General features: G+C 71.1%; 18 protein-coding genes and 1 riboswitch. Of the genes, 14 read left to right on the top strand and 4 right to left on the bottom strand.

Annotated features, from left to right (window positions below; genetic code table 11):
• The first annotated feature begins 49 nt into the window (after positions 1–49).
• Together AB8O64_RS14925 and AB8O64_RS14920 are read left to right on the top strand one after the other, a co-directional pair.
• The gene (locus AB8O64_RS14925) at positions 50–838 is read left to right on the top strand and encodes an ABC transporter ATP-binding protein (RefSeq protein WP_356449368.1); all 789 of its coding nucleotides are present in this window, start codon (positions 50–52) and stop codon (positions 836–838) included.
• Positions 835–3396 (top strand): ABC transporter permease, encoded by a 2562-nt coding sequence (locus tag AB8O64_RS14920; RefSeq protein ID WP_370419613.1) that lies wholly within the window; start codon positions 835–837, stop codon positions 3394–3396. The genes AB8O64_RS14925 and AB8O64_RS14920 overlap by 4 nt, the downstream gene beginning before the upstream one ends.
• A gap of 65 nt (positions 3397–3461) precedes the next feature.
• Here AB8O64_RS14920 and AB8O64_RS14915 read toward each other — a convergent pair whose 3' ends face one another.
• Positions 3462–4052, bottom strand: coding sequence for a Uma2 family endonuclease (locus AB8O64_RS14915; RefSeq protein WP_370419612.1), 591 nt, complete (start codon positions 4050–4052; stop codon positions 3462–3464).
• A 197-nt stretch (positions 4053–4249) separates the two neighbouring features.
• Between AB8O64_RS14915 and mfd the strand changes: the two genes are divergently transcribed.
• Both mfd and AB8O64_RS14905 read left to right on the top strand, forming a co-directional pair.
• Positions 4250–7783: a transcription-repair coupling factor gene (gene mfd / locus AB8O64_RS14910; protein WP_370419611.1), complete on the top strand. Its 3534-nt coding sequence runs from the start codon at positions 4250–4252 to the stop codon at positions 7781–7783.
• Between the two features lie 229 nt (positions 7784–8012).
• Positions 8013–8726, top strand: a complete 714-nt coding sequence (locus AB8O64_RS14905; RefSeq protein ID WP_370419610.1) for an HNH endonuclease family protein — start codon at positions 8013–8015, stop codon at positions 8724–8726.
• A gap of 133 nt (positions 8727–8859) precedes the next feature.
• On the opposite strand, the gene AB8O64_RS14900 is transcribed toward AB8O64_RS14905, so the two are convergent.
• A complete protein-coding gene (locus AB8O64_RS14900; RefSeq protein WP_370419609.1) occupies positions 8860–10311 on the bottom strand; it encodes a DUF2079 domain-containing protein in 1452 nt (483 codons plus the stop codon).
• A gap of 355 nt (positions 10312–10666) precedes the next feature.
• Between AB8O64_RS14900 and AB8O64_RS14895 the strand changes: the two genes are divergently transcribed.
• The 10 genes from AB8O64_RS14895 (at position 10667) to AB8O64_RS14850 (ending at position 20447) form a co-directional block, all read left to right on the top strand.
• Positions 10667–11290, top strand: a complete 624-nt coding sequence (locus tag AB8O64_RS14895) for a SurA N-terminal domain-containing protein (RefSeq protein WP_370419608.1) — start codon at positions 10667–10669, stop codon at positions 11288–11290.
• Positions 11291–11324: 34 nt separating this feature from the next.
• Complete coding sequence (locus AB8O64_RS14890) at positions 11325–12299, top strand: nucleoside triphosphate pyrophosphohydrolase (protein WP_356449380.1); 975 nt, start codon at positions 11325–11327, stop codon at positions 12297–12299.
• Between the two features lie 121 nt (positions 12300–12420).
• Positions 12421–12834: a DUF6479 family protein gene (locus AB8O64_RS14885; RefSeq protein ID WP_370419607.1), complete on the top strand. Its 414-nt coding sequence runs from the start codon at positions 12421–12423 to the stop codon at positions 12832–12834.
• Between the two features lie 126 nt (positions 12835–12960).
• Positions 12961–14226 (top strand): cytochrome P450, encoded by a 1266-nt coding sequence (locus tag AB8O64_RS14880; RefSeq protein WP_370419606.1) that lies wholly within the window; start codon positions 12961–12963, stop codon positions 14224–14226.
• 115 nt (positions 14227–14341) lie between these two features.
• The gene (locus tag AB8O64_RS14875) at positions 14342–15421 is read left to right on the top strand and encodes a transglycosylase family protein (RefSeq protein WP_370419605.1); all 1080 of its coding nucleotides are present in this window, start codon (positions 14342–14344) and stop codon (positions 15419–15421) included.
• A 259-nt stretch (positions 15422–15680) separates the two neighbouring features.
• A riboswitch (cyclic di-AMP (ydaO/yuaA leader) is annotated at positions 15681–15863 on the top strand.
• A 4-nt stretch (positions 15864–15867) separates the two neighbouring features.
• Complete coding sequence (locus tag AB8O64_RS14870; RefSeq protein ID WP_370419604.1) at positions 15868–16599, top strand: transglycosylase family protein; 732 nt, start codon at positions 15868–15870, stop codon at positions 16597–16599.
• 282 nt (positions 16600–16881) lie between these two features.
• Positions 16882–18162 (top strand): phosphopyruvate hydratase, encoded by a 1281-nt coding sequence (gene eno, locus AB8O64_RS14865; protein WP_356449388.1) that lies wholly within the window; start codon positions 16882–16884, stop codon positions 18160–18162.
• A gap of 171 nt (positions 18163–18333) precedes the next feature.
• Positions 18334–18807: a septum formation initiator family protein gene (locus tag AB8O64_RS14860; protein WP_370419603.1), complete on the top strand. Its 474-nt coding sequence runs from the start codon at positions 18334–18336 to the stop codon at positions 18805–18807.
• A gap of 64 nt (positions 18808–18871) precedes the next feature.
• Entirely contained in the window at positions 18872–19423 is a 552-nt protein-coding gene (locus AB8O64_RS14855; protein WP_370419602.1) for a DUF501 domain-containing protein, read from the top strand.
• Between the two features lie 67 nt (positions 19424–19490).
• Positions 19491–20447: an exopolyphosphatase gene (locus tag AB8O64_RS14850; protein WP_370419601.1), complete on the top strand. Its 957-nt coding sequence runs from the start codon at positions 19491–19493 to the stop codon at positions 20445–20447.
• An 83-nt stretch (positions 20448–20530) separates the two neighbouring features.
• Here the strand turns inward: AB8O64_RS14850 and AB8O64_RS14845 are convergent, their stop codons facing one another.
• Positions 20531–20728 (bottom strand): hypothetical protein, encoded by a 198-nt coding sequence (locus AB8O64_RS14845; RefSeq protein ID WP_370419600.1) that lies wholly within the window; start codon positions 20726–20728, stop codon positions 20531–20533.
• 758 nt (positions 20729–21486) lie between these two features.
• Positions 21487–21633, bottom strand: a complete 147-nt coding sequence (locus AB8O64_RS14840) for a hypothetical protein (protein ID WP_370419599.1) — start codon at positions 21631–21633, stop codon at positions 21487–21489.
• Positions 21634–21696 lie beyond the last annotated feature (63 nt).

Here is a 21696-nt window from a genome sequence, read left to right as displayed (position 1 = left end):
GCGGGACGTTCCCGGACACGACGAGTTGCACAGACATAGGAGACCTACCGTGAAAACGGCTGTATCGATTCCCACGACCGGGGGCAGTGGAGGACATGCGGCCGTCGCGGCGAGGGCCCGTCAGGTCCTCAAGGCGTACGGCGCGGGGGAGACCCGGGTCGTCGCGCTCGACCACGTGGACGTGGACATCGCCCGTGGGCAGTTCACGGCCATCATGGGCCCCTCCGGGTCCGGCAAGTCGACACTGATGCACTGCCTGGCCGGCCTCGACACCGTCACCTCCGGGCAGATATTCATCGACGAGACCGAGATCACCGGGCTCAAGGACAAGAAGCTCACCCAGCTGCGCCGGGACCGGATCGGCTTCATCTTCCAGGCGTTCAATCTGCTGCCGACGCTGAACGCCCTGGAGAACATCACGCTCCCCATGGACATCGCCGGCCGTAAGCCGGACCGGGCGTGGCTGGAGCGGGTCGTGGAGACCGTGGGCCTCGCGGGCCGTCTCAAGCACCGGCCCAACCAGCTCTCCGGCGGCCAGCAGCAGCGCGTCGCCGTGGCCCGCGCGCTCGCCGCCCGACCCGAGATCATCTTCGGTGACGAGCCCACCGGAAACCTGGACTCGCGGGCCGGCGCCGAGGTGCTGGGCTTCCTGCGCCGCTCGGTCGACGAGCTGGGCCAGACCATCGTCATGGTCACCCACGACCCGGTGGCCGCCTCGTACGCGGACCGGGCGCTGTTCCTGGCGGACGGGCGGATCGTCGACGAGATGTACCAGCCGACGGCCGATCTGGTCCTCGAGCGGATGAAGCACTTCGACGCGCGCGGGCGGGTGTCGTGACCGTCCTTCGGACCTCCCTGCGCAACTTCGTCGCCCACAAGGGGCGGATGGCGCTGTCCGCCGTCGCGGTGCTGCTGTCGGTGGCCTTCGTCTGCGGCACGCTCGTCTTCACCGACACCATGAGCGCCACGTTCGACAAGCTCTTCGCCTCCACCGCCTCCGACGTCAGCGTCGCCGCGCCGAAGAACGACGACGCCCAGCAGACCGGCAGGCCGCAGACCGTCCCCGCGTCCCTGAAGGCGAAGCTCGCCGCGGCCGACGGGGTCGCGAAGGTCGAACCGCACGCCACCAACCAGCAGATCACCGCCGCCGACGCGCGGAACAAGAGCCTGAGCCCCAGCTCCGGCGCCCCCACCGTGGGCACCAACTGGGACGACAGCCAGAAGAAGTCCGTCGACATCACCAGCGGCCACGAGCCGCGCGGCCCCACCGAGGTCGTCGTCGACTCCGACACCGCCGACAAGCACGGGCTGAAGCTGGGCGACACCCTGCGCGTGATGGCCGCCCCCGGCGACTTCAAGGTCACGATCACCGGGCTCGCCACGTACAAGACCACCAACCCGGGCGCGGCGATCCTCTACTTCGACACCGCGACCGCCCAGAGCAAGCTCCTCGGCACCACCACCGGTTACAGCGGCTACGGTCTGACGGCCGCCGCCGGGGTCAGCGACGAGCAGCTGAAGAAGAGCGTCACCGCCGCCATCGGCACCGGCTACACCGTGCACACCGCCGCCGAGACGAAGGCGGAGAACAAGAAGGACGTCGGTTCCTTCCTCGACGTCATGAAGTACGCGCTGCTCGGCTTCGCCGGCATCGCCGTGCTCGTCGGCATCTTTCTCATCGTCAACACCTTCTCCATGCTGGTCGCCCAGCGCACCCGGGAGATCGGGCTGATGCGGGCCATCGGCTCCAGCCGCAAGCAGATCAACCGGTCGGTGCTGGCCGAGGCGCTGCTCCTCGGCGTCGTCGGCTCGCTCCTGGGCATCGGCGGCGGTGTCGCCCTGGCCATCGGGCTGATGGAGCTCATGGGCTCCCTGGGCATGAAGCTCGACACCTCCGAGCTGACCATCAAGGCCACCACGCCGCTGGTGGGCCTCGCGATCGGTGTCGTCGTCACCGTCCTCGCCGCCTACCTCCCCGCCCGCCGGGCCGGGAAGATCTCGCCCATGGCCGCCCTGCGCGACGCGGGAACCCCCGCCGACGGCAAGGCCGGCAAGGTACGGGCCGCCATCGGTCTGCTGCTCACCGGCGCGGGCGCCGCCGCCCTCGTCGCGGGCGGCTCGGCGGGGCAGGCGTCGACGGGTTCGGCGTTCCTGGGCCTGGGCGTGCTGCTGTCCCTCGTCGGCTTCGTCGTCGTCGGCCCGCTGCTGGCCTCCGTCGTCGTCCGCGGCCTCAGCGTGGTCGTGCTGCGCCTCTTCGGCCCCGTCGGCCGTCTCGCCGAGCGCAACGCGCTGCGCAACCCGCGGCGTACGGGCGGCACGGCCTCGGCCCTGATGATCGGCCTCGCCCTCGTCGCCGCGCTCTCGGTGGTCGGCTCCTCCATGGTCGCCTCGGCCACGGACCAGCTCGACAAGTCGGTCGGCGCGGACTTCATCGTCGGCGGCGACACCGGACCACTGAGCCCCGCCATGGTCAAGGCCGTCCGCTCGGCGGACCACATCGCGCACTTCACCGAGTACACCGGCGTCAATGCCAGGATCACCACCCCGGACGGCACGACCGCCACGGAACAGCTGACCGCGGCCACTCCCACGTACGCCCAGGACCTGCGGATCGAGACGGTCCGCGGCAAGCTGTCGGACGCCTACGCCAAGGACGCCATGTCGGTGCCCGAGGGCTGGGCGAAGGACCACGGCGTCACGATGGGCGACCGGCTGACCGTCGCCATGGTCGACGGCCGGACGGCGAAGCTCAAGGTCAACGCGATCACCTCGGACGACACCACGTTCGACAAGGGCGCGATGTACACGAACATCGCCACCGCCAAGCGGTACCTCCCGACGGACAAGCTCCCGGCGACCTCCATGATGTTCGCCAAGGCGGTGGACGGTCAGGGGAAGGAGGCGGCCGCGGCCCTGAAGGCGGCGGTCGAGGCCTACCCGCAGATCGAGGTCCGTGACCAGGCCGACTACAAGGACCTCATCAAGGGCCAGGTCGACCAGCTGCTCAACATGATCTACGGCCTGCTGGCCCTCGCGATCATCGTCGCGGTCCTGGGTGTCGTGAACACCCTCGCCCTGTCGGTCGTCGAGCGGACCCGCGAGATCGGCCTGATGCGCGCCATCGGCCTCTCCCGCCGCCAGCTGCGCCGCATGATCCGCCTGGAGTCGGTGGTCATCGCCCTCTTCGGCGCCCTCCTGGGCCTCGGCCTCGGCATGGCGTGGGGCATGACGGCCCAGAAGCTGCTGGCCCTGCAGGGCCTGGGCATCCTGGAGATCCCCTGGCCGACGATCACCGCGGTCTTCCTCGGCTCGGCACTGGTGGGCCTCTTCGCCGCCCTGGTCCCGGCGTTCCGTGCGGGCCGGATGAACGTCCTGAACGCCATCGCCACGGACTGACCACCGGCGGGGGAACGACCCGGCCCGGACGCGCCACGGGGGTGCGCGTCGGGGCCGGGTCCTTGTCAGAAACGGAAGATCGACTTGAGGTCGATCTCCACGGGGAAGGGCACCTCGGCGCGGAAGCGGTCGGTGTGGGCCGCGCCTTCGGGGCGGTTGGCGACTGTGTAGACGCCGCTCGACTGGTCCAGCCGGAACTCGTGGAGCACCGGGAAGCCGTCCTCGCCGCGCTCGACACGCCAGTAGTGCGGGACGCCTGCCTCCGCGTACATCGCGGGCTTACGGAAACGGTCGTCGGTGCGGGAGCCGTGGGACACCACCTCGACCACCAGGGACACTGCGTCGACGGGAACGCATTCCAGGCTGAAGAAGTCGAGGCCGGTGCGGTCGAAGACCACCACATCAGGTTTGGGAGGGTTGTACTCGTCGACCAGGACGCAGCGCTCGGTGTTCACCTCGTACGGGTCCTGCCGGGCGCCTCGTAGCTGGAAGTACAACTCGTCCCGCACCCGGTCGTGCCACTGGTTCGTCATCCCCCGGACCACGATCGCCCCATCCACGAGTTCCCAGTCGAACGGCAGATCCAGGTCCTTGACCTGCTCATACGTCCAGCCCTTGGACGGCGGGTGCATCCAGTCGATCGGCTCGGCGGTCACGTGCCACCTCCCTTGCTGTCGCTGTGATCCAGCCTAGCCGCGGGCCGCCCCGGACGAATCGTTCCGGCGGTGGCTGTCAGCCCGCCGTCGTAGGCTGGGGGCACCCCGGCCCGTATCCCACGTGTCGGGTGGTTCGCGTTGTCCCCTGACCCCTGTCACCTTGCCCTCCTCTGTTCGAACCGGGACGGAAGCCCCTCATGAGCCTGCACGGTCTGCTCGACGCCGTCGTCAATGATCCGGCGCTCGCCGAAGCGGTGACGGCCGCGGCCGACGGGAACCGGCCGCATGTCGATCTCGTCGGCCCGCCCGCCGCGCGCCCCTTCGTCATCGCCGCGCTCGCGCGGTCCGCCGGGCGGCCCGTGCTGGCCGTCACCGCCACCGGGCGGGAGGCCGAGGACCTGGCGGGTGCGCTGCGGTCGCTGCTGCCGCCCGACGGCGTCGTGGACTTCCCGTCCTGGGAGACGCTGCCGCACGAGCGGCTGTCGCCGCGCTCGGACACCGTCGGCCGACGGCTCGCCGTGCTGCGCCGGCTCGCGCACCCGAGCAAGGACGACCCGGCCGCGGGGCCCGTCAGCGTTGTCGTCGCGCCCGTGCGGTCCGTGCTGCAGCCGCAGGTCAAGGGGCTCGGTGATCTGGTGCCCGTCGCCCTGCGCAGCGGGCAGAGCGCGGACCTCGGCGAGGTCACCGAGGCGCTGGCCGCCGCCGCGTACGCCCGGGTCGAACTGGTGGAGAAGCGGGGCGAGTTCGCCGTCCGCGGCGGGATCCTGGATGTGTTCCCGCCCACCGAGGAGCACCCGCTGCGCGTGGAGTTCTGGGGTGACGACGTCGAGGAGATCCGTTACTTCAAGGTCGCCGACCAGCGGTCCCTGGAGGCCGCCGAGCACGGCCTGTGGGCGCCGCCCTGCCGGGAGCTGCTGCTGACCGACGCCGTGCGGGCGCGGGCCGCGGAGCTCGCGGAGGAGCACCCCGAGCTCGGCGAGCTGCTCGGGAAGATCGCCGAGGGCATCGCGGTGGAGGGCATGGAGTCCCTCGCCCCGGCCCTGGTGGACGACATGGAGCTGCTGCTCGACGTCCTCCCCGCCGGGTCCATGGCGGTCGTCTGCGACCCCGAGCGGGTGCGGACCCGCGCCGCGGACCTCGTCGCGACGAGCCAGGAGTTCCTCCAGGCGTCCTGGGCGGCCACGGCGGGCGGCGGCGAGGCGCCCATCGATGTCGACGCGGCGTCCCTGTGGGGCATCGCGGACGTCCGGGACCGGGCCCGTGAGCTGGGCATGATGTGGTGGTCGGTCAGCCCCTTCGCCGCGGACGAGGAGGAGCCGGACGGCGACACCCTCAAGCTCGGCATGCACGCCCCGGAGGTCTATCGCGGTGACACCGCCCGCGCCCTGGCCGACACCAAGGGCTGGGTCGCCGACGGCTGGCGCACGGTGTTCCTCACCGAGGGCCACGGCCCCGCGGCCCGTACGGTCGAGGTGCTCGGCGGCGAGGGCATCCCCGCCCGTCTCGACGCCGATCTGCCCGAGCTGTCCCCGTCCGTCGTCCATGTCTCCTGCGCGAGCCTCGACAGCGGCTTCGTCGACCCCGGGCTGAAGATCGCGGTGCTGACCGAGACCGATCTGACCGGTCAGAAGTCGGCCAGCAAGGAACTGGGCCGGATGCCGGTCCGCCGCCGCAAGACGATCGACCCGCTGACCCTCCAGGCCGGTGACTACATCGTCCACGAGCAGCACGGCGTCGGGCGCTACATCGAGATGGTGCAGCGCACCGTGCAGGGCGCGACCCGCGAGTATCTGCTCGTGGAGTACGCGCCGGCCAAGCGCGGCCAGCCCGGCGACCGGCTCTACATCCCGACCGACCAGCTGGAGCAGGTCACCAAGTACGTCGGCGGCGAGGCCCCGACGCTGCACCGGCTCGGCGGCGCGGACTGGACGAAGACCAAGGCGCGCGCGAAGAAGGCCGTCAAGGAGATCGCCGCCGATCTGATCAAGCTGTACTCGGCGCGGATGGCCGCCCCCGGGCACTCCTTCGGCGCGGACACCCCCTGGCAGCGGGAGCTGGAGGACGCCTTCCCCTACGCGGAGACCCCCGACCAGCTCACCACCATCGCCGAGGTCAAGGAGGACATGGAGAAGTCCGTCCCCATGGACCGCCTGGTCTGCGGCGACGTCGGCTACGGCAAGACGGAGATCGCCGTCCGGGCCGCGTTCAAGGCCGTGCAGGACGGCAAGCAGGTGGCCGTGCTGGTGCCGACCACGCTGCTGGTGCAGCAGCACTTCGGCACGTTCTCCGAGCGGTACGCGCAGTTCCCGGTGGTCACCAAGGCGCTGTCCCGCTTCCAGAGCGACACCGAGGCGAAGGCCGTCCTGGAAGGGCTGCGGGACGGCTCGGTCGACATCGTCATCGGCACCCACCGGCTGTTCTCCTCCGAGACCAAGTTCAAGGACCTCGGCCTGGTCATCGTGGACGAGGAGCAGCGCTTCGGCGTGGAGCACAAGGAGCAGCTGAAGAAGCTCCGTGCCAACGTCGATGTGCTGACGATGTCGGCCACCCCCATCCCCCGCACGCTGGAGATGGCGGTCACCGGCATCCGCGAGATGTCGACGATCACCACGCCGCCGGAGGAGCGGCACCCGGTGCTGACCTTCGTCGGCCCGTACGACCAGAAGCAGATCGGTGCCGCCATCCGGCGCGAACTGCTGCGCGAGGGCCAGGTCTTCTACATCCACAACCGGGTGGAGTCCATCGACCGGGCGGCCGCGCGGCTGCGCGAGATCGTCCCCGAGGCGCGGATCCAGACCGCGCACGGGCAGATGGGGGAGAGCGCCCTGGAGCAGGTCGTCGTCGACTTCTGGGAGAAGAAGTTCGACGTGCTGGTCTCCACGACGATCGTGGAGTCGGGCATCGACATCTCCAACGCCAACACCCTGATCGTCGAGCGCGGTGACAACTTCGGTCTGTCGCAGCTGCACCAGCTGCGCGGCCGGGTCGGCCGCAGCCGCGAGCGGGGTTACGCCTACTTCCTCTACCCGCCGGAGAAGCCGCTCACCGAGACCGCGCACGAGCGGCTCGCCACCATCGCCCAGCACACGGAGATGGGCGCGGGCATGTACGTGGCGATGAAGGACCTGGAGATCCGCGGCGCGGGCAATCTGCTCGGCGGCGAGCAGTCCGGGCACATCGCGGGCGTCGGCTTCGACCTCTACATCCGCATGGTCGGCGAGGCCGTGGCGGACTACCGGGCCTCGGTGGAGGGCGGGGTGGAGGAGGAGCCGCCGCTGGAGGTGAAGATCGAGCTGCCGGTCGACGCGCACGTCCCGCACGACTACGCGCCGGGTGAGCGGCTGCGCCTCCAGGCGTACCGGGCGATCGCCTCGGCCAACAGCGAGGCGGACATCAAGGCCGTCCGCGAGGAGCTCACCGACCGCTACGGCAAGCTGCCGGAGCCGGTGGAGAATCTGCTGCTCGTCGCGGGGCTGCGGATGCTGGCCCGGGCGTGCGGGGTCGCGGACATCACGCTCCAGGGCCCCAATGTGCGCTTCGGCCCGGTCGAGCTGCGCGAGTCCCAGGAGCTGCGGCTCAAGCGGCTCTATCCGCGTACGGTCATGAAGCCGGCGACGAACCAGATCCTGGTGCCGCGTCCGGCGACGCGGCCCATCGGCGGCAAGCCGCTCGTCGGCCGGGAACTGCTGGCGTGGACGGGCGAGTTCCTGACGACGATTCTGGGTTCTTAGCGACAGTTCGTAGCGAGGGTTCTCGGTGACCCTCCGGCGCCCGTGGTCGCGCGCACCCCTGCGAGGGGGGCGCGGCCGCGGGCGCTGTTTCCTGGGCGGATGTGCGCCTTCGCGCCGTTTGTGACTGTCTGAACCGGGACAAATTCCCTACGGCCCGGTGGGCGGTCCATGTCAACGGACGGCCACCGGACCCCGTTCGCTCCGCCACCTCACAGACGGGACCTCTCCCTTGCCTCGGTTCACGCTGCCCGCGTACGCCGTTCTCGCCGCCGCCCTCCTCGCCACCGCCGGTTGTTCCTCGGAAGGGGAGAAGGGCTCGGACGCCAAGGGCGGTGAGGGCTCGGCCCTGAAGACGGTGTCCACCCTGACGGTCAAGGGGCGGGACTCCATGTCGGGTTACACCCGGACGCAGTTCGGCCGGCCCTGGGCGGACACCGACGGGAACAAGTGCGGCACCCGCGACGACATCCTCAAACGCGACCTGTCGGAGGTGAAGTTCGGCGACGGCCGCTGCACGGTCACCTCCGGCACGCTCACCAAGGACCCGTACACAGGGAAGTCGGTCCGCTTCGAGCGGGGGAAGAGCAGGATAGACATCGACCATGTCGTCGCGCTGTCCGACGCGTGGCAGAAGGGTGCCCGCACGTGGGACCCGGCCAAGCGCGTCGCCCTCGCCAACGACCCGCTCAACCTGATAGCGGCCGACGCCTCCGCCAACCGCAGCAAGGGCGACGGCGACACGGCGAAGTGGCTGCCGGGCAACGAGGCCTACCGCTGTGAGTACGTCGCCCGTCAGGTGGCGGTGAAGAAGAAGTACGGCCTGTGGGTGACCGACGCGGAGAAGGCGGCCATGGTGAAGGTCCTCTCCGCCTGCCCCTCCCGCAAGCCGCCCACCGGGGGCAACCCCACCGCGGCGCCGACCCGCTTCACGACGACCAGGTAGCCGAAGGCCCTGCCGGCTGGCACTTCGGCCTGATTTCAGCCCGTCCGGCGATTGAGGACAAGGCACAGCAGCCCGTCCGGCGATTGAGGACACCACCGCGCAGCGGGGGTGCGCACGGCGTCGGACAGGCGCCCTAGGCGATCCGCTTCAGGACGACGTAACCGCCCTCGCCGCCGAGGACGCCGAAGTGTGACCCGGGGTGGCGCCGCTGGGCCTCGGCGGCCAGTTCCTGGAGCGGTTTGCCGTCGGTGACGTGCTGGGCGACGTAGTCGGGGACGACGCCCCGGGTGTCCCCGATCCACAGCACCCGGCAGCGGGAGACGAGCCGGCTTATCGGAGCGATGTCCGCTTCGACGACGGCACCGTCGGGGATGCGGGCCAGCAGGCGTTCGGTCGCCTTGACGCCCTTGGATATCCGGTACGTGTCGGGCTCGGTCAGCCCGTACAGCGGCAGTGAGGCGCTCAGTGCGAGCGCCGCCGCGAGCACGGCGGCGGGCAGCTGGTGCGCGTAGCGGCGCAGCCACCGGCGCCGGCTGCGCCGGGCCGTGGCCAGCGCGTCGACGAGGGCGAGGAAGACGACGGGCATCAGCACGGCGCTGTAGTGCCAGTCGGTGCCCCAGTAGTGCTCCTCGTGGGAGACGAACCGCCAGCCCAGTGTCGGCAGCGCGACGATCAGCAGCGGGGAGCGCAGTGCCAGCAGCCCGGTGGTGGGCAGCAGCACCCACAGCAGGGTGCGGATCGCGGTGTCGAGGGGGATGGTGGCGGTGGGGCCGGTGCCGTTGACCTTGTTCCAGTAGTCGTACGAGCCGCCGGTGTTGAAGGCCGGGATGATCAGGCCGAGGGTGACGGCGAGGGCGGCCAGCCCGAAGGCCACCAGCCCGACGGCGAGCGCCGTCGCGCGCGGGTCGCGCTTCGTGCCGCGCAGCCGCACGAGGATCAGCACGCCGATGGCCGCGACCGTGACGCCCAGGTCCTCCTTGACGAGGACGAGCGGCACCGCCCACCACGCCGCGGCCCGCCACCGCCGGCGCACCACGGCCTCCAGGGAGAAGGCGAGCAGCGGCATGGCGAAGGCGATCTCGTGGAAGTCGAAGTCGACCGCGCGCTGCACCCCCCACGACAGTCCGTACGCGATACCGACGGCCAGTCCGCGCGCCCGGCCCAGCAGCCCGGCCGCGAGCCGGGTGACGGGCACGGCGGACAGCGCGAACAGCGCGGCCTGCGCGACGAGGAGGGTGACCGGGCCGGGGAAGACGCGGTAGAAGGGCGCGATCAGCGCGGTGACCGGGCTGAAGTGGTCGCCGAGGATATGGGTGCCGGGCCCCTTGAGGTCCGCGACGGGCGCCTGGAGGTGGGCGTAGGCGCGTATCGCCTGCTCGAAGATGCCCAGGTCCCAGGACATGGTCAGCATCCGCCGGTGCCGGCACACCGACACCGCGGTGAACAGGACGAAGAGGACGGCCCCCAGCCAGTACGGGTCGGCCCGCGGCCCGCGCAGGGCGGCGGCGCGCGGCGCGGCCTTGGACTTCATGGACCGGGCCGGGCTCCGGCCCGGTGCCGAGACGGCGGCTGCGGCCGAATCCATGGGCGGTCCTGTCCTCTCTATAGCGCGGTGTCCGTGAGCCCGCCGGGGCCACGGGACGCGCCGGGCGAATGTCGAAAAGATACGCGAAAGCCACCGGGGCCGGTCGGGAGTCGATCCCCGCCCGGACGCGTGCGCTCTCCGGCCTTCGTCGGCCTTCTCTTCAGAGACGGCTCCCGGGGGGTGGCGGTTCACCCGGGGAGGGCTTTCGCGACGCACCTCACGCCCCCGCCGCATCCTGTGTCCCTGGCGAATCGTTGGCCGAATCAGTGGCCTACGTCACGTGGACTCCCTACCATCGATCAACGCAAGGCCGACTGCCCGCCCGTCATCGTCCACGACCCAGCCGGGAGGCTCCATGCACCGCCGTAGGACCGCGCTCGTTGTCTCCGCCGCCGTGCTCCTCTCCGCGCCGCTGCTCTCCGCGTGCGGGTCCGCCTCGCATCCCGGCGCCGCGGCCGTCGTGGGCGACGACCGGATCACGGTCTCGCAGCTCCAGCACGAGGTGAACGTCGTACGGGACGCGCAGCGGTCCTCCCCGCAGGGGCAGCAGCTGCTGGCCAACAGCGCCCGGCTGAACCAGGACACGCTGATCCGCCTCGTCCAGAACCGGATCGTGCAGCGGGCCGCCGAGGACAACGGCGTGGAGGTCACCCGCCGCGAGGTGCAGCGCCGTCGCGCCGAGGTCGAGCGGTCCAACGGGGGAGCGGAGACGGTGCGCGCCAGGTTCCTCGCCCTCGGCATCGCGCCCGACCAGATCGACGAGGCGCTGACCATGGACCTCACCCGGGCCAAGCTGGACGGCAAGCTCGGTGCCGCCCGGACCAACGACGTCCTGCGGCGCACCTCCGACGCCCTGCACGTGGACGTGAACCCGCGCTACGGCACCTGGGACCCCAAGCGCGGCACCGCCGAGCCCGCGCAGGAGCCGTGGCTGCGGGCCACCGCCCCCGCCCCGGGCGAACCCCAGCGCCCGGCGTGAGCCGCCACCGGTGCCGTCGCCTACGCTCGGCGGTGTGAACGACTCCGCACCTGGCCGCATCGTCCTGCTCACCACCAGCCACCGGGTCGCCCCCGGTCTGCTGTCCTGGCCCGCCTGGCAGGTGCTGCGCGCCGCCGACCGGGTGCTGTGCGCCGACCCCGACCACCCGCAGCTGCCGTATCTGCGGGAGGCGGGTGTCGAGGTCGAGGAGGGCGGGGCCACCGCCCGTGAGCTGGTCGACTACTGCGTGAGCGACAGCCGTACGGCCGTGGTGCTCACCTCGGCCGTCGGTGAGTCCGCACTCACCGACGGGCTGGCCCGGCTCGCGGGCTCCGGCCGCGAGACGATGCCCGCCCTGGAACTGCTCCCCGGCTCCTACGATCTGCCGGGCGCCCGCCTGATCGACCTCGTCCAGGTCATGGACCGGATCCGCCGGGCCTGCCCGTGGAGCGGCATCCGCACCCACGAGGACCTGGCGAAGTACGGCCTGGAGGAGACGTACGAGCTCCTGGAGGCCATCGAGACCGGTGACCGGGAGTCGCTGCGCGAGGAACTGGGCGACGTGCTGCTCCAGGTCGTCTTCCACGCCCGGATCGCCGAGGACGACGCGGACGAGCCGTTCTCCGTCGACGACGTGGCGGGGGTGATCGTCGACAAGCTCATCCACCGCCACCCGCATGTCTTCGGCGAGGAGTCCGCCGAGACGCCCGAGGACGTCAAGGCGCACTGGTTGCGGACGAAGGCGGTCGAGAAGGACCGCGAGTCGGTCACCGAGGGGGTTCCGCTCGGTCAGCCGGCCCTGGCCCTGGCCGCGAAGCTGGCCTCCCGGGCCCGGGCCGAGGGCCTGGACGTGACCTTGCCGGCCGGGGACGGCGTCGGCTACGAGCTGCTCGCCCTGGCCGTACGGGCCGAGGCGGACGGCGTCGAACCGGAGACCGCCCTGCGGGCCGCGGCCCGCGCCTACCGCGACGCGATCCGCGCGGCCGAGGGCGGCGCCGACGGCGTCTGACCCACCGGGGGCCCGCGTTCGGCGGCCCGGTCCAGGGGCCCGGGGTGACCGGGCACCCGTTCGGCCCAGATTCGGGGCTGTCCGCGCGCAGGTGGGGTAACCGGACCGCATGCTGGAGAACATGGACCTCGCAGCCCGCGACCACCTCGTCGGCATCGCGCCCGCGATCGTCGGCGTGATCGTCACGATCCTCCTGATCGTCGCCGTCTTCTGGGGACGCCGGAAACGTGACGCGGAACCGCCGCCCCCGTCCGCGCCCCAGCGGCGCATGGGCGCGTGGAGCACGCCGGAGGAGCAGCGTGAAGGCGCGAAGTCGCCCGACCACGGCCCGGGCCACGCCGACGAGGAGGGCACGGTCGGCTATGTCACCGAGCACCACGAATCGAACGAAGTGCCCGTGCAGGACCAGGAACACCGGATGCTGCCGCACGAGCTGAACCCCGCCAGCCACGAGGAAGAGCTGTCGGAGGAGCGCAAGAAGTGGCACGAGGGCGGCAGCGGTGGCTTCGGCAGCGGCGGCGGTGGTCACACGTAGGCCGACTGCGCCGCCTGCGGCGGCGGGCGCCCTGCGGGCGCGTCCTCAAGCGCCGGACGGGCTGCTGTGCCGCGCAGCGGAGGTGCACAGGCCACGGCCCGCAGGGCCCCGGGGTAGCGTCGGGGGGTGCACGAGAACAAGGACACACCCCCCGCGCCGCCCCTGTTCACCTGGGAATTCGCCGCCGACCCGTACCCCGCGTACGCCTGGTTGCGCGAACACGCGCCCGTGCACCGCACCGCTCTGCCCAGCGGCGTCGAGGCGTGGCTGGTCACCCGCTACGCCGACGCCCGCCAGGCCCTCGCCGACCAGCGGTTGTCGAAGAATCCGGCGCACCATTCGGAGTCCGCGCACGGCAAGGGCAAGGTCGGCATTCCGGGCGAGCGCAGCGCGAACCTGATGACGCATCTGCTCAACATCGACCCGCCGGACCACACCCGGCTGCGTCGGCTGGTGTCGAAGGCCTTCACCCCGCGCCGCGTCGCCGAGTTCGCCCCGCGCGTGCAGGAGCTCACCGACCAGCTCATCGACGCCTTCATCGACAAGGGCGAGGCGGATCTGATCCACGAGTTCGCCTTCCCGCTGCCCATCTACGCGATCTGCGACCTGCTCGGCGTGCCACGCGAGGACCAGGACGACTTCCGGGACTGGGCGGGCATGATGATCCGCCACGGCGGCGGGCCGCGCGGCGGCGTCGCCCGGTCGGTGAAGAAGATGCGCGGCTATCTCGCCGAGCTGATCCACCGCAAGCGGGAGGAACTGGGCGAAGGAGGGGACGACGACCTCATCTCCGGCCTCATCCGCGCCAGCGACCACGGCGAGCACCTCACGGAGAACGAGGCCGCCGCGATGGCCTTCATCCTGCTGTTCGCCGGCTTCGAGACCACCGTGAACCTCATCGGCAACGGCGTCTACGCCCTGCTGCGCAACCCCGGCGAGCGCGAGCGCCTGCAACGCGCCCTGGCCGAGGGCGACGAGAGCCTGCTCGCCACCGGCGTGGAGGAACTGCTGCGGTACGACGGGCCGGTGGAGCTCGCGACCTGGCGGTTCGCGACCGAGCCGATCACCCTGGGCGGGCAGCGCATCGCCGCCGGCGACCCCGTGCTCGTCGTGCTCGCGGCGGCCGACCGCGACCCCGAGCGGTTCGCCGAGCCGGACACCCTCGACCTGTCCCGGCGTGACAATCAGCACCTCGGCTACGGGCACGGCATCCACTACTGCCTGGGCGCGCCGCTCGCCCGGCTGGAGGGGCAGGCCGCCCTCGCGACCCTGCTGCGCCGCCTGCCGGACCTGCGACTCGCGGCCGACCCGGAGGAGTTGAGGTGGCGCGGCGGGCTGATTATGCGTGGTCTACGCACGCTTCCGGTGGAATTCACTGCGCGTATCAGATGACCATACGTCAACTCACGTGACCTTCGCGTGACCTCCGCTACACCGGCTTGTGACTCCCGTGGTCCGTCGCTATGTTCGACCACCATCAACTGAGCCGCCAACGAGAGGCCAACGCATGCGCTCCGGCAACGGTAGACACCGCAGACCCCGTCAGGTACCGGCGATCGTGGTCGCGGCGGGGGTGACGGGCGCGTCCCTCGCCATGCCGCTGCTCGCCGCCACCGGCGCGAACGCCGCCGAGGCCGAGACGTGGGACAAGGTCGCCCGGTGCGAGAGCGGAGGTGTCTGGAGCTCCAACTCCGGCAACGGCTTCTTCGGCGGACTGCAGATGACGCAGGAGATGTGGCAGCAGAACGGCGGCACGGACTACGCACCGCGCCCCGACCTCGCCAGCCGCTCGCAGCAGATCGCCGTGGCCGAGCGGATCCTCGCCGGCCGGGGCCCGGACGCCTGGCCGAGCTGCGCGGTGTCCTCGGGGCTCGCGAAGGGCGGCAAGGCGCCGGAGGTCAACCCGGGCAGTACGCACACCCCCGAGCCGGAGGCGCCCGCCAAGCCCGCGCCGACGCGCGACACCCCTTCGACGCCGTCGACCCCCTCTCCCGACTCCTCCGAGAAGCCCGACTCCTCCGGGAAGCCCTCTCCCTCCGAGAAGCCGTCCTCGCCCTCCTCCTCGCCGTCTCCGTCCTCTCCCGACTCCTCTTCCTCGCCGTCCGCTCCCACGGGGACCGACGAGCCGTCCGGCAAGCCCACCGAGCCGGTGCCCGGCGAGTCCACTCAGCCCACGGACGGTTCGTCGGAGGGCGGCAAGCACCGCAAGCCCTCCACGGACGACCCCACCGAGATCCCCTCGACCACGCCCGGCGCCCCCTCGGGCACGCCCGGCACGGACACGGGCTCCTCCGGCACGCCGACGCCCGACGGCACGGACGGCACGGGCACGGACAAGGACCACGCCGGGACGCCGCGTTCGGACGACGGCCGCGCCTCGCGGGACGGGGGCGCACGCACGGACCAACCGGGCGCCGGCGACTACACGGTGCGCCCTGGTGACAATCTGTCAGCCATTGCGGAGCAGCACTCCGTCGAGGGCGGCTGGTCCTCCCTCTACCAGGACAACAAGAAGGTGGTAGGGGACGATCCGGACCTGATCCAGCCTGGTCAGAAGCTTGAGGTCAAGAAAAAAGCCGGTAAATAGAGCAGACTTCGCGGGGAATGTCCGTTCCAGTCGAAAGTGAGACATGGGTCTCGTTGACTTCTGGTCGGACGGCAGTCATCCGGAGTTTGTTCATGGTCTCTCACCTGCGGAAACAAGGTGTTCCCGCGGGTAACAAGAGGCAACTGTGGCTGGAATCAGGGGTTTGAACCCGTACGCCAGCTGTGTCTAACGTCGTCACCGCTCGCCACCGCGAGCACCACGGTCGCCACGCCGAATCCTGCCGGCGGCCGGAGGGGTCGTCGCGAAAGCGCCGTAGGCAGGAGCGGGGGAACCAAGGTAGGCGCCGGAACGGTCCAGCCGATCACATGATCGACAGGGGCGGGACGGCTTGGGGTGAAGCCGAGTGTGCACCGCACACCAGGCCGGGCAACTCACAGCCCGAACCCGACAGCTCACCTCGTAGGCGTCGGTGAGGAAACCGACTCATGTCCAAGGGCAAGCACCGTCGTCCGTCCAAGGCCGTTCGTATCGTCACGCTCGCCGGCGTCGCCGGTGTCGCCGTCGCCGCGCCCCTGATGGCCGCGACCTCCGCCAGCGCCGCCTCCGTCGACACCTGGGACGCCGTCGCGCAGTGCGAGTCCGGTGGCAACTGGTCCATCAACACCGGCAACGGCTACTACGGCGGTCTGCAGTTCTCGCAGTCCTCCTGGAACGCCGCCGGCGGCCAGGCCTACGCCGACCGCGCCGACCACGCCACCAAGGGCCAGCAGATCGCCGTCGCCGAGAAGCTGCTCGCCATGCAGGGCCCGGGTGCCTGGGGCTGCGCGGTGCCCGGTCTGAGCGCCGGTGGCGCCAAGGCCGACGTCGACACCTCCGGCTCCTCCTCCTCCTCCTCCTCCTCGCGCGGCACCTCCACCAAGTCGCACGCGGACCGCAGCGAGCGTCAGGCCCCGAAGCAGCAGGCCGCCCCGAAGGCCGCCGCCCCGCAGCTCCAGTCCGAGGACGAGGACGACGCTCCGGCCCCGGCCCCGAAGGCCACCCCGAAGTCCTTCAAGAAGGGCGACGGCGAGTACGAGGTCAAGGCCGGCGACACCCTCGCCAAGATCGCCGAGGCCAAGAAGGTCAAGGGCGGCTGGCAGAAGCTGCACGAGCTCAACAAGGACGTCGTCGAGAACGCCGACCTGATCTTCGTGGGCCAGCAGCTGCACCTCAGCTGATCCGGCGGGCCGGCCTCCGCCGTGCCACCGGTGTTCACAGCGGACCGCCCCGCTCCGACGCGCCTTCCCCCCGGGGCGCGCCGGAGCGGGGCTCCGCCGTTTTTGGACCCGGGCGTTGCCCCGTGTCCGGATTCTCCGCTCGGCGAACACATCGGCTGTTCGTCCGATGATCTCGGCATTTGTGCGGTTTTTCGGCTCGCCAGGTGGTCCACCGGCGGGGGGAACCCCCGGAGCCCGTTAGGCTCGGGGGCAGAACTTCAGACACACACGAAGGAGACGCACGTGCCGTCTATCGACGTCGTCGTAGCTCGCGAGATCCTCGACTCGCGAGGCAACCCCACGGTCGAGGTCGAGGTCGGCCTCGACGACGGCTCCACGGGCCGTGCGGCCGTGCCGTCCGGCGCCTCCACCGGCGCCTTCGAGGCCATCGAGCTCCGTGACGGTGACAAGAACCGCTACCTCGGCAAGGGTGTCGAGAAGGCCGTCCTCGCCGTCATCGAGCAGATCGGCCCGGAGCTCGTCGGCTACGACGCCACCGAGCAGCGCCTGATCGACCAGGCCATGTTCGACCTGGACGCCACCGACAACAAGGGCTCGCTCGGCGCCAACGCCATCCTCGGCGTCTCCCTCGCCGTCGCGCACGCCGCCTCCGAGGCGTCCGACCTGCCGCTCTTCCGCTACCTCGGCGGCCCGAACGCGCACCTGCTGCCCGTTCCGATGATGAACATCCTCAACGGTGGGTCGCACGCCGACTCCAACGTGGACATCCAGGAGTTCATGATCGCGCCGATCGGCGCGGAGTCCTTCTCCGAGGCGCTGCGCTGGGGCACCGAGGTCTACCACACCCTCAAGGCCGTCCTGAAGCGCAAGGGCCTGTCCACCGGCCTCGGCGACGAGGGCGGCTTCGCCCCGAACCTCGGCTCCAACCGCGAAGCCCTCGACCTCATCCTCGAGGCCATCAAGGAGGCCGGTTACACCCCCGGCCAGGACGTCGCGCTCGCGCTCGACGTCGCCGCGTCCGAGTTCTTCAAGGACGGCTCGTACGAGTTCGAGGGCAAGTCCCGCTCGGCCGCCGAGATGACGGACTACTACGCGGAGCTCGTCGCCGCGTACCCGCTGGTCTCCATCGAGGACCCGCTGTTCGAGGACGACTGGGACGGTTGGAAGACCCTCACCGAGCGTCTCGGCGACAAGGTCCAGATCGTCGGTGACGACCTGTTCGTCACCAACCCCGAGCGCCTCGGCCGCGGCATCGAGGAGGGCGCCGCCAACGCCCTGCTGGTCAAGGTCAACCAGATCGGTTCGCTGACCGAGACCCTCGACGCCGTCGAGCTCGCCCAGCGCAACGGCTTCAAGTGCATGATGTCCCACCGCTCCGGCGAGACCGAGGACGTCACCATCGCCGACCTGGCCGTCGCCACCAACTGCGGCCAGATCAAGACCGGCGCCCCGGCCCGCTCCGAGCGCGTCGCCAAGTACAACCAGCTGCTGCGCATCGAGGAGATCCTCGACGACGCCGCGGTCTACGCCGGCCGCAGCGCCTTCCCGCGCTTCAAGGGCTGACACCCGGCTGACACCCGGCCGGCTCCCCCCGGCACCAGGGCTCCGAACGGGCGCTGAACGCTCCCGGCCGAAAACCCTCCCGGGACAGACGGCAGCCTCACTACGTCCTCGGCCACGGTCCCGTACCGTGGCCGAGGACGTACGTTCGTTCAGAGACCACGGGGAGGCGACGTGGCGGCGGAACGGTTGCCCACCGCGACCAGGCTCAAGGCGCTCGGCACGGTGCTCGTACAGGGCCCGTCGGCCCGGGGCGGCCGGGTCTACCGCGCGCGGCCGCCCCGCCGCAGCCGGCTCACCGGCCGCGCAGCCCTCCTCGCGCTCGTCGTCTGCTCCCTGGTCGTCGCGCTGGCCTACCCCATGCGCCAGTGGGTCACCCAGCGCTCGGACATCGCCGACCAGCGGCGCCAGTCCGAGCGCGCCCGCGAACAGGTCAAACGGCTGCAGGAGCAGAAGGCGCGGCTGGAGGACCCGGCGTACGTCGAGGCGCAGGCGCGCGAGCACCTGCACTACGTACGCCCCGGCGAGACCGGCTACAGCGTGGTGGACGGCAGCGGGCCCGCCAAGCGCCGCACGGACCAGGGCGCGGCCAACCGCCCCTGGTACAGCAACCTCTGGGACGGCGTGGACGCCACGGACTCCCCGTAAGGCCCTTTTCGGGCCTGCCCCCGACCATTCGAGAACACCGAGTACGAGCGAGTACGAGCGACACATGGACACCCCTCCTCCGAAGACCGAGCCCACCGAGCCGACCGACGCGGACATCGCGGCGTTCAAGGAGCAGCTGGGCCGCCCGCCGCGCGGTCTGCGCGCCATCGCCCACCGCTGCCCCTGCGGCACCCCCGACGTCGTCGAGACCCAGCCGCGTCTGGAGGACGGCACGCCGTTCCCGACGCTGTACTACCTGACCTGCCCGCGCGCCGCCTCCGCGATCGGCACGCTGGAGGCGGACGGCGTCATGAAGGACATGACCGCCCGACTGCAGTCCGACCCGGAGCTGGCCGACGCCTACCGCGCCGCCCACGAGGACTACATCACCCGCCGCGACGCCATCGAGGTGCTGGAGGGCTTCCCGAGCGCCGGCGGCATGCCGGACCGGGTCAAGTGCCTGCACGTGCTCGTCGGCCACTCACTCGCCGCGGGCCCCGGGGTGAACCCGCTGGGCGACGAGGCCATCGCGATGCTCCCCGAGTGGTGGGCCAAGGGCCCCTGCGTCAGCCCGTGCGGCACCGACGGGACGTGCGACGCCGACGCGAAGGCGTGAGCCCCGCCCGGCAGCAGACCCCCGGGCGCGCCGCCCGGGCGGCCGATCCAACCCTTCAGGAGTGCGCATGACTCGCGTCGCGGCCATCGACTGCGGCACCAACTCCATCCGGCTCCTCGTCGCGGACGCCGACCCTGCCACCGGCGAACTCAAGGAGCTCGACCGGCGGATGACCATCGTCCGCCTCGGCCAGGGCGTCGACCGCACGGGCCGGCTCGCGCCGGAGGCGCTGGAGCGCACCTTCGCCGCCTGCCGGGAGTACGCCGAGGTCATCAAGGAGCACGGCGCGAGCCGGCTGCGCTTCGTGGCGACCTCCGCCTCCCGGGACGCGGAGAACCGCGAGGACTTCGTGCGTGGCGTGGTCGAGATCCTGGGCGTCGAGCCCGAGGTGATCAGCGGTGACCAGGAGGCGGAGTTCTCCTTCACCGGCGCCACCAAGGAACTGACGGGCCGCGACGACCTGGCGAAGCCGTATCTGGTGGTGGACATCGGCGGCGGCTCGACGGAGTTCGTCGTCGGCGAGGAGCACGTACGCGCGGCGCGCAGCGTGGACGTCGGCTGCGTCCGGATGACCGAGCGTCACCTGGTCCACGACGGCGTGGTCACCGACCCGCCGACGTACCGCCAGCTGTCCGCCATAAAGGCCGACATCGAGGCGGCCCTGGACCAGGCCGAGCAGACCGTCCCCCTCACCGAGGCCCGCACCCTCGTCGGCCTGGCCGGCTCGGTCACCACGGTCGCGGCCATCGCCCTGGGCCTGCCGGAGTACGACTCGTCCGCGATCCACCACGCGCGGATCTCCCTGGACCAGGTCCAGGAGATCACCGGCATGCTGCTCTCCTCGACCCACGAGCAGCGCGCGGCGATCCCGGCCATACACCCGGGCCGGGTGGACGTGATCGGCGCGGGAGCGCTCGTCCTCCAGGCCGTGATGGAACGGATCGGCGCGCGGGAGGTCGTGGTGAGCGAACACGACATCCTGGACGGCATCGCGTGGTCCGTGGCGACCGGCGACAACGCCTGACGGTTCGGAACCTGCGGTACGGGCCGCCCGGAGTCATGGGACTCCGGGCGGCCCGCTTCGTTCAGGGGGTGCGCCGGCCGTGGCTACTGCGGGCGGCTGTTCTCGCGTACGCAGTCGAGGCACACCCACCCCTTACGGACGACCAGCTTCGTCCGCTCCTTGGGGTGCTTGCCGCACCATTCGGAGGGCCCGGACCTGTCGGGCAGATCGCGCTTGATCAGCAGCCCGATCATGAATCGATTGCTCGGTGGCTCGTCCGGGGACGGCGTTTCGTCAGTCATCGTCCTCGTCGTCTTCCTCCGGATTTGGGTCCGGCGCCGATACGACCTCGTTCTCGAAGACGTCGTACCCGTTGACCTCGTCCGTGCCACTCATGGTGGGTCTCCATTCGTCTGGGATCTGTGGACGACTGCAGGCTGTTCGCCTGACAGATGAACTGCGTGGGTCAGGAAGCCGGGAGGTAGTAGGCGCGGGTTGCGGTGGGCATGTCGGGGGTCGGCATGGCGGGCGGCCCGCTGGTGTGGGGGAGGCCGACCACGTCATCTTGTGTGCGGTTGCAGCTCGGCCGCCTCGCTGCCTCGTGAATCGCATCGAGGAACCCCGGCTTCGCCAGACAGGCGGAAGCGTGGGCGTGCGCCCGGCGACGGCTCGGCCAGACGGCCCGTACGGGTCTGGAGAACTGGCCGTGCAGGCACCACCACGTTTCCAAGGAACGCCACACCCGGTGGACGGAGGATCGCGACCGTCCCATTACCGACAGCCCCCGTCCTGGGAAAGGTCGGCCTCGGGAGCGAGCAGTCGCACGGACGAGTCCGGCCGACCGCGCCCCGCCCGGTGCTCCGTACATTCGCATTCCGGAAACCGCATGGTGCCGGGTGGAAGATCGCCGCCGTCCGCTGATTGTTCCGGTGCGCGTCTCGTCGTGTGCTCGACGCGGAGGGCGCCGTCAACGCCCCAAGCGGTGATGAGGAGTGACAGTCGCTCCCGCGCGGCGCTCCTCATCCGGACCGCCCCGCCATCCCGTTCATGGCTCGGGCGGTCATGCGTGGGCCTCCCGTTGGTGTACTCCCATGCGGGTGGCCATGGCCTTCATCGTGTCGAGATCGCCTCTCGTCGCAGCTTCGCGGCGGGCGTTCTTGATCTCGACGCATTCCGGACAACGGTCGAGTTCCTGCTTGTTGGTCATCGCTCGGCCTCGTGGGTGCTGGGGCGGACGGGAGCGATCCACTGCACGCGCGTGTTCGCGTCG

Source organism: Streptomyces sp. QH1-20 (genome assembly GCF_041283565.1).
In the GTDB taxonomy this organism is placed as follows: Bacteria; Actinomycetota; Actinomycetes; order Streptomycetales; family Streptomycetaceae; genus Streptomyces; species Streptomyces syringius.
This window is presented reverse-complemented; position numbering and strand designations above follow the sequence as displayed.

Coding starts and splice junctions, on each gene's coding strand:
- AB8O64_RS14895 (WP_370419608.1), top strand. CDS start 10,667: ATGCACCGCCGTAGGACCGCGCTCGTTGTCTCCGCCGCCGTGCTCCTC.
- AB8O64_RS14870 (WP_370419604.1), top strand. CDS start 15,868: ATGTCCAAGGGCAAGCACCGTCGTCCGTCCAAGGCCGTTCGTATCGTC.
- AB8O64_RS14885 (WP_370419607.1), top strand. CDS start 12,421: ATGGACCTCGCAGCCCGCGACCACCTCGTCGGCATCGCGCCCGCGATC.
- mfd (WP_370419611.1), top strand. CDS start 4,250: ATGAGCCTGCACGGTCTGCTCGACGCCGTCGTCAATGATCCGGCGCTC.
- AB8O64_RS14855 (WP_370419602.1), top strand. CDS start 18,872: ATGGACACCCCTCCTCCGAAGACCGAGCCCACCGAGCCGACCGACGCG.
- AB8O64_RS14850 (WP_370419601.1), top strand. CDS start 19,491: ATGACTCGCGTCGCGGCCATCGACTGCGGCACCAACTCCATCCGGCTC.
- AB8O64_RS14840 (WP_370419599.1), bottom strand. CDS start 21,633: ATGACCAACAAGCAGGAACTCGACCGTTGTCCGGAATGCGTCGAGATC.
- AB8O64_RS14845 (WP_370419600.1), bottom strand. CDS start 20,728: ATGACTGACGAAACGCCGTCCCCGGACGAGCCACCGAGCAATCGATTC.
- AB8O64_RS14900 (WP_370419609.1), bottom strand. CDS start 10,311: ATGGATTCGGCCGCAGCCGCCGTCTCGGCACCGGGCCGGAGCCCGGCC.
- AB8O64_RS14875 (WP_370419605.1), top strand. CDS start 14,342: ATGCGCTCCGGCAACGGTAGACACCGCAGACCCCGTCAGGTACCGGCG.